Here is a 14592-nt window from a genome sequence, read left to right on the forward strand (position 1 = left end):
AACATTGAAAGAAACCTATTTAACATTTCAGAAGTATTTTAAACATATTTATATTTAATTTAATGGATATGTTTTAGAAAAAATTTTTAAAGTATTAACTGTCTTAAAAATATTTACTATAATTATTAATAACCTCTCTTTCTGGAGGAGAATATGATACTCATTATAGGTTATGGTTCTTTTGGTCGTAAAGTTGTAAACTATGCTAAAAACTTAGATAGAGTAAGAGTAATAGATAAAAACCCAACAGTCTTCGAGTCTGTAGATAAGTTAGACTTTGAATACATCGTAGGAGATGCCTGTGAAAAAGAGATCCTTCTGAAGGCTGGTGTTAAAGAGGCAGATACTGTATTAATACTTACCAACGACCATACAGCAAACAAAAAGATAGTAGAACTGATAAAAGAGTTAAATCCTACAGCCTATTTAATTGCCAGGGGTATTCCTAAGTATCCAGATCTATATTCTGGGATTCAGGTAGATAGGGTAATATATCCCATTGATTGTGCTGCCAAGGAGATAATATCTGAAATAGAAAAATCTAAATTGAGAAAAAGATTGATGGATTTAGAAAAGGTGATACTGGATTTAAAGTTGAAACATGGAATTACGATGGACGTGGATAACTTAAAGGAAGGTGGAGTTAACAACGATAGTAGTATATCTTTTTTAATACTAATGCACAACAATCCAGATCCAGATTCCATAGCCAGTGCAATGGCTCTGAAGAGGATACTTGAGAGATGGAAGGTAAGGGCAGACATAGGTTATGGAGGGAGGATAGAATTTGACGAAAATAAGGCCATGGTCAATTTACTTGGTATAAAGTTAATACCAATCGAGGATATAGATATTAACAAGTACGATGGTATTGCAGTTGTAGACACTTCCTCCTCAAAACTACTTCCTATAAATCCAGAGCGTGAGATAGATATTCTAATAGATCATCATGAGAACGGAGATTTAACTGCGAAATATATGGATATAAGGCCAGATATTGGAGCAACTGCTACGATAATGTTGGAGTACTTAAATGAGTTAAATATTACTCCAAAACAGGATTTGGCAACAGCACTCTACTATGCCATATGTTCAGATACCAACTACTTTAGAAGAAAGACTTCTAAAAAAGACTTTGAGGCTGCAGGATACCTACAGGATCTCATGGATCCAAAAACCTTAGAGATGATAGAGAACCCTGAGATGGATACTGAAACTATGGAGATTCTTGCAAGATCTATTTTAAATAGAAAGGTAGTTGGAAGTAGTATAGCCCTATCCTATGTCGGCACTATTAAAAACAGAGGAGCATTGGCCAAGGCTGCAGATTTCTTACTTAAGATGGAAGGTATAACCACAACCTTTGTATTTGGGATATCTGAAAATAAAATATACATAAGTGCCAGGACGAAGGATCTGAGGATAGATGTAGGAGAGATTATGAGAAGGGCCTTTGGAGGAGGAGGACATCAAAAGGCTGCAGCGGCGAGTATAGATCTTGGAATATTTGAATCTGTCTCAGATAAGGACTCACTTAGAAAATTAGTTGAGGAGGCCATACAGACTAAGATATTGACGGTGATGGGAATAAGTGAGGAGGAGGAAAAGGTTAAAAGTTAATAGTATTTTTTAATATGTCTCATTTTCTTCTTTTATTACTATTTAGAAACCTTTTTATTTGGATTTTAACTTTATTTTTAATCCTATTAGAGTTAACTATTAAATACCCTACTGAGACAATTTCCTCATCGATCAGGCTGACTTTGGGGGTGTTTCAGGAAAATATAGGGAATTTCTGGATAACTTCAATTTAAATAATATTTTTTAAATATTAAACTAGTATAAAAATAATGATTATTATTTATAACTAATTTTTTATTATTTATTTTTATCAGGTGATGCTATGAAAAAATTCACTATTTTACTAATAATTTTTACAATATTGCCCTTAAGTCTCGCCTGGAACGACTGTTCCTACGGGATAACAAACTCCTCCTGCCACTTTCCAGGATACTGTTCAAGATATATAGATACAAATAACAACAACATCTGTGATCATAGTGAGCCAGCACCAGAGAGTATAGGAGATCCTAGGGGAGAAGATACAAACGCCTCTGAAAGTAAATTGTCGAATAATTCCATCTTTAGAAATGATGATCAAGATGAAAAACCCCTTATTGATAAAATAATAGAGTTTCTATTTATAGAGGTTGATCTCAAGGAAGTATTGTTAAGTCTGTTAGAGGGGGTATTTAGATAAAAGATGAAATTTTTGTAATATGAACAAAAACTATTTAACTAAAAAGACAATTCCTTAAACTATTTTTAAAAACCTCTAATAAAAATATTATAAAAATAAAATCAAATGAACACTGAAAAAAATAATAAATATAGAATTTTTTTACTTCTTTTTTATTTAATTAGTATAGATGATAGTTAATAACCCTAATTCCCATCAAAAGGATAGTTTAAAGAATAATAAAAACAATAAAGATTTTAAAATAAAACTTCTATAACCCAGATATAACATTTTAAAAAGAAGATTGAAGGAGAAAATCTTCTGGATTATCTTTAATACAGGAATTCAGAATGAGATATTCTATCTTACCTAAGGGTTCGGAAAGATCCTAAGGATATTTTTATATTGGTTATTTTCATTCTTCTTTTAATCACTACTTGGTGGGAACTAAGGTTAGTTAATAATTTTTATTGGGTGGCAAGGTGCTGAAGATATACAAATTCTTTAAGGAGCATCTACAATCAGTAAGAAAGTTGATACAACTACTGTTTTTTGTCTATTTTATATATTCATCTAACTTGTGTCTATGTGTATTAGGTGTGATAGAGAAGTTTATTTTAATGAGAGATTTCTATCTAACTTCTACCTTAGTTGTCCTCTTACTTACCCTTATCTTAGGTAGGGTGTTCTGTGGATGGGTATGTCCTCTCGGATTTATATTTGACATTACCTATAAGTTGAGGATGAAGGTTTCCAATTTGAAGTTCCTCCCAACAGTTCCAGAGAAGATCCACAGTAAGTTGATCTATCTAAAGTATATATTATTAATATTATTTTTATATTTAACTTATAAATTATCAATTTATGCATTCTGTAAGGTATGTCCCCTTGGTACCTTAACAAACCTCTATGGAACTGTAATATCTATAATACTCCTTGTATTTTTCTTAATTATGGGATTTGTATATCCTATGTTCTTCTGTAGATACTTCTGTCCAATAGGGGCGTTGTTAGGTATATTTTCAATTAGACCCTTATTTAAATTAAAAATTGATAATGAAAAATGTGTAAATTGTAAGTTATGTGATAGAAAATGTCCAGTACAGATAGAATTAACGAAAAATATACCTCAACATGAGTGTATAAGATGCTTTGAATGTAAAACCGCCTGTAATAAGGATGCTGTTAAGTTCGGGATTTAATCTAAAAAATAAAAATTAGGACCATGCCTAAAACCTACTTCTATATAAATTATAATCAAATCCTCAGTATATAAACATAAAAACTTAAATAAAAAGAACTTTCCTGCTATCGTAGTCATACCGGCGTAGAGATGCTTTTTATCCCTTATATAATATTTCTACATAAGAAACTAATTTCGTTTCTTAGATGACTATAATTTATAAATAATAAATAATTAAAATTAATAATAAAAATTTTTTATAAAATTATGTTAAAAAAACTGATAAACAAGATAATTTGGCATCCTAACTATTCTCCCGAAGATTACGAGATAGTATATTTGCATAGAGAGGAAAGGGACGGTAAATATTGTAATATTAAAAAGATAGTCCCAATAGATAAGATAAGTATTAAAGGATCCTTTATAGTATTTGAAAGAGGTTGTGAAACTACATCTATCCCACTCCATAGGATACTTGAGATCAGAAACAGAAAGACTGGAGAGGTTCTATATAGAAAGAGTACAAGATAGGAAGGGTCGTCTATGGTTAAAGTGGAGGAGTATATGACGAGGAATGTATGTTATGTCAGTCCAGAGGATACTGTGAGAGATGTAATTGAACTTATTAAGAAAACATCCCACGATACATTTCCTGTGGTTTCTAAAGGGAAAGTAGTGGGTATTGTCTCAGTTCACGATCTAATAGGTAGGGATGAGAATGAGAGGATAGAGAATATAATGGTTAGAAGAGAAAAGATGATAACTACTAGGCCAGATGCTAATATAAGGGATGTTGGAAGGTTAATGTTTAGGACAGGGTTTTCAAAACTGCCTGTTATAGACGAGGAAGATAGACTATTGGGTATAATCACCAACACTGACGTTATAAGATCCCAGATAGAGAAAACTACTCCAGAGAAGTTGAATAAGATAGTGGACGCCTATAGAAAGTTGGGATTCAATGTTAAGGTGTATACAGATACCATTCCAGTGAATAAAATCAGGCCAACCCAGGGTAAGATCTACGAGGATGAATTGCAGGGTAGAATATACGAGTTGAAGAGGGGCCTCGCTGAGCCCATAATTGTTATAAAGAAGAAGGATAGAGACGATCAGTACATCCTTGTAGATGGACACCATAGGGCTGTCGCCTGTAATATCCTTAAGATCCCTACATTGGAAGCCTACGTTATAGAGATCGATACAGATAGAAAGTTAGGGATAGAGAGAACTGCCGACAGTTTAGGTTTAAAATCTATCGAGGATATCGAGATAGTTGATGAGGAGAACAACGACTCCTGTGGAATATACGAACTTACATCGAAAAGAAACCATATAACTTGATACTATGAATATCCCAAAGAGCCATCCAAGGTATAAATCCCTCCTAAATAGAGAGAAGATAGTTGAGGCGTTAGATAGAGGAATACTTGCAAAGGCAGGCCTTATAGCCCATGGTAGAGGGGAGACCTTCGACTACCTCATAGGAGAGAAGACTACAGATATTGCCCTAAGGGCTATAAAAACTGCCTCTGCCATGTTGGTACTGGCTGAGAACCCTGTCATCTCAGTTAACGGCAATACAGTGGCATTGGCTAGGGAGGAGATCGTTAAACTTGCAGAGGAGTTGAATGGGAAGATTGAGGTGAATCTATTTTATAGAAGTGAGGAAAGGTTGAGAAGGATTAAGGAGTTCTTCGAGGAGGATCCTGTTATTAGGGAGAAAATAAGAAAGGGTAAAATTAAGATCTTAGGGGTAGAAGATGCCAACAAACAGATACCTAACTTGGAGAGTGCAAGGGGAAAGGTTTCCCAGGAGGGAATATACTCTGCAGATGTTGTCCTTGTACCCTTGGAGGACGGAGACAGAACTGAGGCTCTTGTGAAGATGGGCAAGAAGGTAATATCCATAGATCTAAATCCACTCTCTAGAACTGCCCAGAGATCTACAGTTACCATAGTAGATGAACTAACTAGATGCCTGCCACTTCTTAGGAAGTATGTTAAAGAGTATAAGAACCTAGGTAGGGAAGAACTCCAGAGAATTGTAGAGGAATTCGACAATAGGAAAAATTTAAAAGATATGCTGGATCATATATACAACAGGTTGAGGAATTTACAATTCAATTAAAAATATGTGAAGAGCATGTTTTTTGATGGGTTGGGGTTGTCAGGTTTCTTAGAAGTTTTAGGAATACTGGCAGCTTTAATTATACTCTTAGGGTTTATCATAGTACTTACAACTTTAATACTTGGATATTTCCTAGTAAAGAGAAATAAATTACTCTTTCCAGAGGTATTTTTATATATAATGGATAACTTCCATCCTATACTTTTAAAGTTATGTCTAATGGTAGGTACAGAGGACACATTCTACAGGATAGGTATAGACTTCTACAACAGGTACTACTACCAACCCTTTAAGAACGCCGAGAGGAAAGTACTTATACTTCCTCATTGTTTAAGGGATATAAAGTGTCCTGCCAAGTTGGGAATAAACGGTGTAGAGTGTGTTTTCTGCAAAAGATGTCCCTTAGGATATATAATAAAAGTTGCTAAGGAGAACAACTACGAGGTATATATAATCCCAGGCTCTACATTCATAAAGAGAATATTAAAAGAGAAGAAACCTACAGGAGTTTTTGGTGTCTCCTGCTACAGGGATCTCTTCTACGGTATGAACTACCTATCTAGAAAGGGCATACCTGTACAGGGACAACCTCTTTTAAAGGATGGTTGCATACGTACCTCTGTAGATGTTGAGGAGTTAATTACAAGGATAAAAGATAACAGGTGATAGAGTGCTATCTAAGATCAAGGATACATTAAAGAACATAACTAAGAAAAAGTTGGAGCAGGAGGGTACAAAGTATATTATGTTTGGAGGTAAGGGAGGAGTAGGAAAGACCACCATGAGTGCTGCAACTGGTATATACTGTGCAGACCAGGGATTAAAGACTGTTATAGTATCTACAGATCCTGCACACTCTTTAAGGGATAGTTTTGAGCAGGAGTTTGGCCATGAACCTACTAAGGTAAAGGAAGTAGATAACCTCTACGTTGTGGAGATAGATCCTCAGAAGGCCATGGAGGAGTATAAGGAGAAGTTGAAGAAGCAGTTAGATGAGAATCCTATGCTTGGAGGTTTGTTGGAGGAACAGATGGAGATGGCAGCCCTATCTCCAGGAACTGATGAGAGTGCAGCCTTCGATGTATTCCTTAAATATATAGACAACAACGACTTCGATGTAGTTATATTCGATACTGCTCCAACTGGACACACTTTGAGATTCTTAGGTTTACCTGAGTTGATGGACAAGTATATGACGAAGATGATCAAGTTTAAAAAACAGATCAGCGGAATGATGAAGATGATGAAGAAGTTGATGCCCTTCAGTGGAGGAGATGAAGACATAGATTACGACAAAGTCCTGAAGGAATTAGAGGAAATGAAGAGGAAGATCACCAGAGCCAGGGAGATACTTGCAGATCCAAATAGAACTTCCTTTAGGTTGGTAGTAATACCTGAGGAGATGAGTATATTAGAGAGTGAACGGGCGATGAAGGCTCTCGAGAAGTACAACATACCTATAGATGCAGTTATAGTAAATCAGGTTATACCTGAGGACGTTGAATGTGATTTCTGTAGATCTAGGAGAAAACTTCAGATGGGTAGGTTGAAGATGATAGAGGAGAAGTTTGGAGATAAGGTTATAGCCCATGTACCTCTTTTAAAGACAGAGGCTAAGGGTGTAGAAACCCTCAGGGAGATAGCCAAGATACTCTACGGTGATAAGGAGAACAATAGTTAATTACTTTTTTATAAAAGTAGGTTTTAAATTCTATTCATCAAAAAGCAGATAAAATTTATTATTTAATTTTTTAAACTAATTATTAAAATTATTAAAAAATAATAAATATTAATCTTTTTTTGGAAATATCTTAAATTACTGTAAGTTATTTAGTGAGTTTTTAAAATAAGTATAATTATTTATTTTTTATTGCTTTTCGATGAGAATTAGGGTTTTTAATATTGTTCTCACCTTTCTCCTCTCTATCTTTACTCTTGTAAAAGCCCTTTAACACTGGCATCTTAGGAAGATCCCTCATTAAATAATGGTAAGGCTCGTACCTCTCACTTATAACCACTATGTGTGCAGGTGGATGTATCTTCCTTATTCTGTCAATTGCCTTTGGTGCACTCTCCTGGATTCTAACTAAACAGGCTCTCTTACAAGGTTTTTTAATACTTCCAAGTATATGTCTCAAAATCTCGTCTGCAGCCTCTGGGACTATGATCCTCGGTTTTCCAATGATTGTAAGTTTTCCATGTCTGTGAATATCTGCAAGGGCGTTTTTGATCTTCTTGTAGTTGTCTCCTCTAATTAGTAGTAGAACCATAATTTCACCTTAAAAGTCCAAAGTTATTACCTCTACACCTAACTCTTTAAGGTAATTTGAAAAATACTTCAATCCATAAACTTCAGTGCCGTAGTGTCCTCCATCTATAACGCAAAGGTTTAGGTCCTCCGCCAGTATTCTTGCATGGTGTGTTAGATCACCTGATATATAAACATCTGCCACCTTAGACACGTACTCTATATTTTTCTGGGACAGTCCATAACCTGAGAGTACAGCCACCTTTAAGATGTCCCTATTCTTTACAACTTCACTGTTTATAACTGTAGGATTTTTACAGATATATCTCTCTGTAATATCTAATATCTCCTCTAAATCTCCCTCGTAGATTCCCACCCTTCCCAGTCCATTCTCGTATAGATACTTTACATCCTTTAAATTGTAGAGTTCAGCCAAGGCGTCGTTTAATCCCCCTTCACAGATGTCCAAATTGGTATGTGCAGAGTAGAGAATAATATCCTTACTTATTAGTTTCTTCAGTTTTTCGTAGATTATTCCCTCGAAGTTTTTTACTCCATCCTTTAAAAGTGGATGATGGGTAAATAGAAAATCCACTCCTTCATCAACAGTTCTCTTTATAACCTTCAATGAAGGATCCAGTGCTACACCTATCTTTTTAACAGGTTTCTCTAAATCTCCTCCAACTTGAAGTCCTGTATTGTCTCCCTCTATCGCCAGATCAGGTGGGGCAAACTCTTCAATGAAAGATATCACATCCCTTGCCAGTACCTTCTCCATCACTTCACCCTTTTAGCAGTTATTAACTGTATCTCCTCATAGAAGAATCTCATAACTGCAGTTTTTTCACCTTTAAATCCGTATCTCTTCAACATTTCAAAGGTTCTCCTCTCTCCAGTTAGGGAGGACTGTACTATCTGAATTATCCCATCCTCCTTTAAATACTCTCCAACCTCCGAGATGAATCTATCCAATACCTTCCTTCCATCGATCCCTCCGTCAAAGGCGTAGTTTATACAATCCTTTAATTTCTCCTCCTGAGAGGTTGGGAGGTAAGGTGCATTAAAGAGGATAACGTCAAATTTATCTATATTAAGATTTTCCATTATTCTATCCATACCCTTAAATAGATCGCTCTGAAAGAAAAATACTTCTCTACCTACTTCTAAACCGTTTAACTCTGCATTTTCCTTACTTAACTCCACTGCATAGGGATTTATATCTACTCCCACAGCAACATCACAGCCCTTTTTCACTGCATTTATAGTTTGTATGCCAGTACCTGTCCCCATATCTAAAACCTTCTTACCTCTAACATCCACCAAGTTATCCATGAGGAGGATACTGTCCTCTGCAGGTTCATACACTAAGGGATGAACCTTTAAAACAATATCCCTTATCTTTATCACTCCCCCCATCATATCCCTACTTAAGGTTCCAGATGGCATCTCCAACGTAGTGGAGGGTTTTTATAGCCCTACCTCTATTGGAGTTTTTCATCGTAACTCCATCCATCAACGCCCTACCAACTATAAGAGGTTTGTTGTGGGTTTCATCTACTGCAAAGACCATGTCTCCCTCCTTAATATCCTCATCTGCATCTACTATACCTGGAGCCATAACATCTGCCCCCTTAACTAAGAACCTCACAGCGCCCATATCCACCACAACCTTTCCCCTCTCTATATTGTACTTCATTATACAGTGAAGTGTAGGGTACAATTTATCCTCTACCTTGAAAAGGGTAGGTTCTCCATCTATGAGCATTACCTCGTAGTTATCTACTACTAAAACCTCGCCTTTAACCTTCTTAGGGATCTCCACTCCAAAGGCGTCTCTCAACTCCTCCAATACCTTTTTCAACTCCTTCTTTTTTAAATGATGTCTCCTCTTTATCTCCAACATCTCACCGTTAAATCAACTCTTTAAGTTTTCTCATTACCTCCCTATTTACCTCCTCGTAGATACTCCTCCCATGGGAATCCATTGCAACTATTAAGGGACCGAAGTTTTCAACCTCAAGTTCCCATATAGCCTCTGGCATACCTAACTCCTCTAGATATACTCCCTTTACATCTACCACTGCATCTGCAAGTAGTGCTGCACACCCTCCAGGGGCGGCGAGGTAGACAACTCCATACTCTTTAAAGACATTTAGTAGATCTCCCTTCATTCCTCCCTTCCCAACTATGGCAGAGATGCCAGTAATCCTTATAAAGTCCTCCTCTACCTCGTTCATCCTTGCAGAGGTTGTAGGTCCTATGGATACACATCTCCATCTATCTCCTACTTTTTTCATTATTGGTCCAGCGTGGTATATCACACCATCCTTTAACTTATTTACGATCTCCTTTATATCCTCTCTATCGGACCCCCTTATAATATTTATATGAGCCTCATCCCTACCTGTATATATCCTTCCATTGAGATAAACTATATCTCCAACCTTCAATTTATACACTGTATCCTTTGATATAGGGGTTTTTAACTTCACATTTTCACCATAGATTTATATATTTTATTAATAATTATAATAATAATCATCATTTAAAAATATTTAAAAATGATTAGGTGAGAGGATGAGAAAGGATTTCCCAGAGGAGGGAGAGTTGGTTATAGGTACAGTTGTAGATGTTAAACCTTATGGGGCATTTGTAGAGTTGTTGGAGTATCCAAATAGAGAGGGAATGATTCATATATCTGAGGTATCCTCTGGATGGGTAAAGAATATAAGGGATCATGTTAAAAGGGGCCAGAGGGTAGTGGCAAAGGTAATGAGGGTGGATAGGAAGAAGGGACATATAGATCTATCCCTAAAGAGAGTTACAGAACAGCAGAAAAAGGCTAAAATCCAGGAGTGGAAGAGATTCCAGAGGGCGGAGAAGTTGCTACAGTTTGCAGGGGAGAAACTTGGGAAGTCCCTTGAGGAGGCATGGGAGGAGGTAGGATACAAGTTAGAGGAAGAATTTGGAGAACTCTACAACGCCTTAGAGTGTATCGCCATAGAGGGTAAAGAGATCTTAGAGGAGTTGGATATTCCTGAGGAGTGGAGAAATGTACTCTACGAGGTGGCAGTGGAGAACATAGAGTTGCCTACTGTAAAGGTGGATGGTGTATTAACAATTACTACAACAGAACCTGACGGTATCAAGGTTATAAAGAAAGTTCTGAAGAAGGCATTAAAGGCCAATCCCTACGAGGATGTTGTTGTAGATATAAGATACATCGGGGCTCCAAAGTACAGGATAGAGGTTGAGGCTCCAGACTATAAGAGTGGGGAGGAGGTACTGAAGAAAGTTGCAGATACCGCTATAAAACATATAAAGAAGTACAAGGGAGGAGAAGGTAGTTTCGTAAGGGAGTACCACTAAATAAGTTGAAAACATGAGGATAAGAAAGTGCCCAAAATGTAAGAGATACACCTTGAAGGATATCTGTAGTGCCTGTGGAGAGAGGACTGTAACTGTTAAACCACCGAGGTTCTCCTTAGAGGACAGATATGGCAAGTACAGGAGGATGTTGAAGAAGAGATTAAAGGGTAAGGAATAATAAAATTCCCTATTCTACTCCTTTCAGAATGTCTCTATAAAGAATAAGTGTCCAATGTTGCTCAATAACTTCTTTTGTATATTTAACAATTATTTTAAATTATTCTAATTCCCATCAAAAGGATAGTTTAAAAAATAATAAGAATTATAAAAATAATAAGATAAAAAATAAGAAAAAATTAAAAATAAAAATAAAATAAAAATGTTTAAAAAATAAAAAACTTCTGTTATCCTAGATATAACATTTTAAAAAGAGGATTGAAGGAAAATGATCCTCTGAATATCTTTTAATACAGGAAATTAGAATAAGATCTCCTATCTTAACTAAGGGCTCCGGAAAGATCTTGGATATTTAATGATTTTTATATTATCTTTTATTATTCTTTTAATCACTACTGATGGGAACTAAGATAAACAATTATTATAAAAATTAAAAAATATTAATTTAATAAAGAAGAAGAAAAATAAAAACTCCTGGAAGTACCATCTTTCAATGTTTAGGGGTCCCAAGGATAGTTTTAATTGCATACTTTTCAGTTGCCACCTCTCACTATAGAGGTGAGGCTTAAGGTTGTGAAATTATGGATAGTAGTGTTTTGATCAGGAGATGTAATGAATTTTTAGAGGAGTTGTCAAAATTTAGAGAGGAAATATCATTAAAATTTTCAGAGAATTTAGATAGTGATTTCTATAATAATTTAATAGATATTTTAAGTAGGAATTTAAAAATTTTAGAGGAGTTAAAGGAGAAGATGGAATTACAGGGTTTCGATACTCCCTTTATAGGTGTTGGGAAGTTAAAGGGGTGTGATGAGGAGGATCTCTACGAGATAAAGTCTTACGTCTCCTACCTTAGGAGGATGGTGGATGAGAAGAAGGGGGTACTGGAGAGGGTAAGGTACGCTATAGTGTCCCACAGGATAGCCTTAGGACATCTAAAGGAGAAAGAGGGAAATAGGAGAATAGTACATTTTCTACCTTACGACGGCTCCAATAAAGATATACTCTTCAATATGCCAACTCTCTTTATTAGGACGTACAAGAGACTTTTAAATATATTGGAGTCCGAGGGCAAGGGGGCAGTTAGTTCTGTTACTATAACATTTCTAGTAATGGAGGATGGAAAGAGGAAGTTAAAAAGGGTAAAGATAGAAGAGGAAGATTATGAGGGATACCTTAAGAAAAACTACGGAGATGTACTTATAACCTCTATAAAGAAAAACTACACTAAAAATAAACTGATATCCGACGGTTATGTAAGGAAAACCTTGGCACTGACTTATTTACTGGCTTATTGGAACGAGATAGAGGAGAAGATAAAAAAGAATTACGAGGAAAAACTCTCTGAACATCAGAGAAAATTAATAGAGAGATATAGGAGTACTGTGTTAGATCTAAGGGAGGATGTAGATGAGGGAACTATAGATATTAGGGTATTGGAGGAGTTGAAGATAAAGAGGATAAGGATGAGGGAGGAGTTGGAGAGGTTGGGACTCTACAGAGGAGGAAAACCAGTAAAGGAGTTGGAGAGTGCTCTCAAGGTTGAGAGGGAGATCTCGGAAAATCTCTCATACAGTACAGTTGTAAAGTATCTCTCTCAAGATGTCTTTAAATACTACCTCTATAAGACTCCCGATGAGAGGGATAGGTCTAGTATGTTCCCATCTATTCTTACTACACCTTCTCCCTTAAATCTTAAGTGGATGGAGATAGATGGAATAGATCCTGTAAATGTTTTAGATGTTAAATTCCTACTTGAGAGGGAACTTCCAAAGTACAGCATTCCTATTAAGAACCTTGGAGGAGTAGCCCTATATCTAGTCCATGGGTGGGACGAGGTGGAGAGGTACGGATTCAAAAGGGAGGATGTTGAGGAGATCCTTAAAAATATGGCTCCTATAGATAAATTGAAATCCCTTTTGAGTAAAAAGGGAATAGATATAAAGAAGTTAGAGAAGTACAACTCTATAAAGAGGGAGAGGACAAAGAGGTTCTTAGATGCCCTCAGTAGGTTGTAACTATGCTCAATCCTCTAATACTCTGGGGCGCTGTTATATTGGATAGAGTTCTTGGAGAACCTCCTGAGAGGATACACCCTGTAGTTTGGATAGGTAGGTTGATCTATTTTCTGGAGGATATTTTTAAATCTACCTACTCAAGGAATAAAGTTAGAGATCTCCTTTTTGGATCCCTTACTACATTAATTACTTTAACAGTGGTACTTTTATTATCCTACGCCCTTGAGATATCTATAAATAGATTACCTGAGATTCTTCAGTACCCTCTCTACTCCCTTATTCTCTCGACGACAATAGGGTATAAGTCTCTTCTGGACTTTTCAAGGAGACCTATAGAATGTATAAAAGAGGGAGATATAGAGGGTGCAAGGAAACATCTTCAGTGTATCGTAAGTAGGGATACTTCAAAGTTAGATGTTGAACATATCCTATCTGCATCGGTGGAGAGTCTATCTGAAAATATCACAGACAGTATTATCGCTCCTCTAATATATGGAGCACTCTTTGGACTTCCTGGAGCCTTTCTCTACAGGGCTGTGAATACCTTAGACGCTATGATAGGATACAGAAACGAGAAATATGAATACTACGGCAAGTTAGCTGCTCGCTTAGATGACATATTAAATATTATACCTTCACGTGTTGCAGGACTACTCCTTGTAATAACCTCGCCACTCTATGGTGGAAGTGTAAGGAGGGCACTATACGGTTTCCTTAAGGAGGGTTCTAAAACTCCCTCTCCAAATTCAGGCTATACCATGGCAACGGTTGCCAACAGTTTAAATATGACCCTTGAGAAAATAGGATACTACAAACTGGGAGAGGGAAAGATAGATCTTAAGAAGGCTTACGACTCTTTAAAGGCAGTAGATATTGTGGTGATATCTTTCCTTGTACTTTATACTCTTTTGTATTGGTTATTAATTAAATAGTGGTTATTGGGGATCTGGATGGGAAGAATAGTAATGGAGAAATAACATATTACTAAAAAAATTCTGATAAAAATAATATAAAAAACCCTAGTTTCCATCAAAAGGATAGTTTAAAGAATAATAAAAATAATTATAAAATAAAATAAAGAAAAGATTTTAAAATAAAAACTTCTATCATTACCAAATACAAAATTTAAAAAGGAGATTGGAGGGATAGTTCTTTAAATACCTTCTAATATAGTAGATATCAGATAGGATTTCTTATCTTTATCTAAGTGATCAGAAAGATCCTTAT

General features: G+C 35.9%; 17 protein-coding genes. 12 read left to right on the top strand and 5 right to left on the bottom strand.

What is annotated here, in order from left to right; genetic code table 11:
- The first annotated feature begins 153 nt into the window (after window positions 1-153).
- The 8 genes from CFE53_RS06455 to CFE53_RS06490 all read left to right on the top strand — a co-directional run bounded on the left by CFE53_RS06455 (window position 154) and on the right by CFE53_RS06490 (window position 7234).
- Window positions 154-1620 (top strand): DHH family phosphoesterase, encoded by a 1467-nt coding sequence (locus tag CFE53_RS06455; RefSeq protein ID WP_148121025.1) that lies wholly within the window; start codon window positions 154-156, stop codon window positions 1618-1620.
- Window positions 1621-1903: 283 nt separating this feature from the next.
- Entirely contained in the window at window positions 1904-2260 is a 357-nt protein-coding gene (locus CFE53_RS06460; RefSeq protein WP_148121026.1) for a hypothetical protein, read from the top strand.
- 461 nt (window positions 2261-2721) lie between these two features.
- Window positions 2722-3441: a 4Fe-4S binding protein gene (locus CFE53_RS06465; RefSeq protein WP_253254749.1), complete on the top strand. Its 720-nt coding sequence runs from the start codon at window positions 2722-2724 to the stop codon at window positions 3439-3441.
- 248 nt (window positions 3442-3689) lie between these two features.
- Window positions 3690-3953: an RNA repair domain-containing protein gene (locus CFE53_RS06470; RefSeq protein WP_148121027.1), complete on the top strand. Its 264-nt coding sequence runs from the start codon at window positions 3690-3692 to the stop codon at window positions 3951-3953.
- A 12-nt stretch (window positions 3954-3965) separates the two neighbouring features.
- Window positions 3966-4766 carry a CBS domain-containing protein gene (locus CFE53_RS06475; RefSeq protein ID WP_148121028.1) on the top strand — a complete coding sequence of 267 codons (801 nt, stop codon included), beginning with the start codon at window positions 3966-3968 and terminating at the stop codon, window positions 4764-4766.
- A 4-nt stretch (window positions 4767-4770) separates the two neighbouring features.
- A complete protein-coding gene (locus CFE53_RS06480) occupies window positions 4771-5553 on the top strand; it encodes a 4-phosphopantoate--beta-alanine ligase (RefSeq protein ID WP_148121029.1) in 783 nt (260 codons plus the stop codon).
- A 15-nt stretch (window positions 5554-5568) separates the two neighbouring features.
- Entirely contained in the window at window positions 5569-6219 is a 651-nt protein-coding gene (locus CFE53_RS06485) for a DUF116 domain-containing protein (RefSeq protein ID WP_148121030.1), read from the top strand.
- Between the two features lie 4 nt (window positions 6220-6223).
- Window positions 6224-7234 carry a TRC40/GET3/ArsA family transport-energizing ATPase gene (locus CFE53_RS06490; protein ID WP_148121031.1) on the top strand — a complete coding sequence of 337 codons (1011 nt, stop codon included), beginning with the start codon at window positions 6224-6226 and terminating at the stop codon, window positions 7232-7234.
- 175 nt (window positions 7235-7409) lie between these two features.
- Here the strand turns inward: CFE53_RS06490 and CFE53_RS06495 are convergent, their stop codons facing one another.
- From CFE53_RS06495 to CFE53_RS06515, 5 genes are read right to left on the bottom strand one after another with little or no spacing between them, the layout of a single operon-like run.
- Window positions 7410-7823, bottom strand: a complete 414-nt coding sequence (locus CFE53_RS06495) for a DUF356 domain-containing protein (protein WP_148121032.1) — start codon at window positions 7821-7823, stop codon at window positions 7410-7412.
- Window positions 7824-7832: 9 nt separating this feature from the next.
- Window positions 7833-8579 (bottom strand): Nif3-like dinuclear metal center hexameric protein, encoded by a 747-nt coding sequence (locus tag CFE53_RS06500; RefSeq protein WP_148121033.1) that lies wholly within the window; start codon window positions 8577-8579, stop codon window positions 7833-7835.
- Entirely contained in the window at window positions 8579-9217 is a 639-nt protein-coding gene (locus CFE53_RS06505; protein WP_148121034.1) for a HemK2/MTQ2 family protein methyltransferase, read from the bottom strand. Before CFE53_RS06505 ends, CFE53_RS06500 begins: the two co-directional genes overlap by 1 nt.
- A 7-nt stretch (window positions 9218-9224) precedes the next feature.
- The gene (locus CFE53_RS06510) at window positions 9225-9701 is read right to left on the bottom strand and encodes an RNA-binding protein (protein ID WP_148121035.1); all 477 of its coding nucleotides are present in this window, start codon (window positions 9699-9701) and stop codon (window positions 9225-9227) included.
- A gap of 10 nt (window positions 9702-9711) precedes the next feature.
- Complete coding sequence (locus CFE53_RS06515) at window positions 9712-10293, bottom strand: FumA C-terminus/TtdB family hydratase beta subunit (RefSeq protein ID WP_148121036.1); 582 nt, start codon at window positions 10291-10293, stop codon at window positions 9712-9714.
- 85 nt (window positions 10294-10378) lie between these two features.
- On the opposite strand from CFE53_RS06515, the gene CFE53_RS06520 reads away from it, so the two are divergent.
- The 4 genes from CFE53_RS06520 to cbiB all read left to right on the top strand — a co-directional run bounded on the left by CFE53_RS06520 (window position 10379) and on the right by cbiB (window position 14297).
- On the top strand, window positions 10379-11170 hold the full coding sequence (locus CFE53_RS06520) for a translation initiation factor IF-2 subunit alpha (RefSeq protein WP_148121037.1): 792 nt from the start codon (window positions 10379-10381) through the stop codon (window positions 11168-11170).
- A gap of 13 nt (window positions 11171-11183) precedes the next feature.
- Window positions 11184-11348, top strand: a complete 165-nt coding sequence (locus CFE53_RS06525) for an RNA-protein complex protein Nop10 (RefSeq protein WP_148121038.1) — start codon at window positions 11184-11186, stop codon at window positions 11346-11348.
- Between the two features lie 580 nt (window positions 11349-11928).
- Window positions 11929-13365 carry a DUF530 family protein gene (locus tag CFE53_RS06530; RefSeq protein WP_148121039.1) on the top strand — a complete coding sequence of 479 codons (1437 nt, stop codon included), beginning with the start codon at window positions 11929-11931 and terminating at the stop codon, window positions 13363-13365.
- 2 nt (window positions 13366-13367) lie between these two features.
- Window positions 13368-14297, top strand: coding sequence for an adenosylcobinamide-phosphate synthase CbiB (gene cbiB, locus CFE53_RS06535; protein ID WP_148121040.1), 930 nt, complete (start codon window positions 13368-13370; stop codon window positions 14295-14297).
- Window positions 14298-14592: the final 295 nt, after the last annotated feature.

The sequence above is a fragment of the Methanofervidicoccus sp. A16 genome (genome assembly GCF_003351865.1).
In the GTDB taxonomy this organism is placed as follows: domain Archaea; phylum AGJL01; class Methanococci; order Methanococcales; family Methanococcaceae; genus Methanofervidicoccus.

Excerpts from the sequence above, each read along its gene's own strand:
- CFE53_RS06455 (WP_148121025.1), top strand. The coding sequence starts at position 154 with ATGATACTCATTATAGGTTATGGTTCTTTTGGTCGTAAAGTTGTAAAC.
- CFE53_RS06460 (WP_148121026.1), top strand. The coding sequence starts at position 1,904 with ATGAAAAAATTCACTATTTTACTAATAATTTTTACAATATTGCCCTTA.
- CFE53_RS06470 (WP_148121027.1), top strand. The coding sequence starts at position 3,690 with ATGTTAAAAAAACTGATAAACAAGATAATTTGGCATCCTAACTATTCT.
- CFE53_RS06475 (WP_148121028.1), top strand. The coding sequence starts at position 3,966 with ATGGTTAAAGTGGAGGAGTATATGACGAGGAATGTATGTTATGTCAGT.
- CFE53_RS06480 (WP_148121029.1), top strand. The coding sequence starts at position 4,771 with ATGAATATCCCAAAGAGCCATCCAAGGTATAAATCCCTCCTAAATAGA.
- CFE53_RS06485 (WP_148121030.1), top strand. The coding sequence starts at position 5,569 with ATGTTTTTTGATGGGTTGGGGTTGTCAGGTTTCTTAGAAGTTTTAGGA.
- CFE53_RS06495 (WP_148121032.1), bottom strand. The coding sequence starts at position 7,823 with ATGGTTCTACTACTAATTAGAGGAGACAACTACAAGAAGATCAAAAAC.
- CFE53_RS06500 (WP_148121033.1), bottom strand. The coding sequence starts at position 8,579 with ATGGAGAAGGTACTGGCAAGGGATGTGATATCTTTCATTGAAGAGTTT.
- CFE53_RS06505 (WP_148121034.1), bottom strand. The coding sequence starts at position 9,217 with ATGGGGGGAGTGATAAAGATAAGGGATATTGTTTTAAAGGTTCATCCC.
- CFE53_RS06520 (WP_148121037.1), top strand. The coding sequence starts at position 10,379 with ATGAGAAAGGATTTCCCAGAGGAGGGAGAGTTGGTTATAGGTACAGTT.
- CFE53_RS06525 (WP_148121038.1), top strand. The coding sequence starts at position 11,184 with ATGAGGATAAGAAAGTGCCCAAAATGTAAGAGATACACCTTGAAGGAT.
- CFE53_RS06530 (WP_148121039.1), top strand. The coding sequence starts at position 11,929 with ATGGATAGTAGTGTTTTGATCAGGAGATGTAATGAATTTTTAGAGGAG.
- cbiB (WP_148121040.1), top strand. The coding sequence starts at position 13,368 with ATGCTCAATCCTCTAATACTCTGGGGCGCTGTTATATTGGATAGAGTT.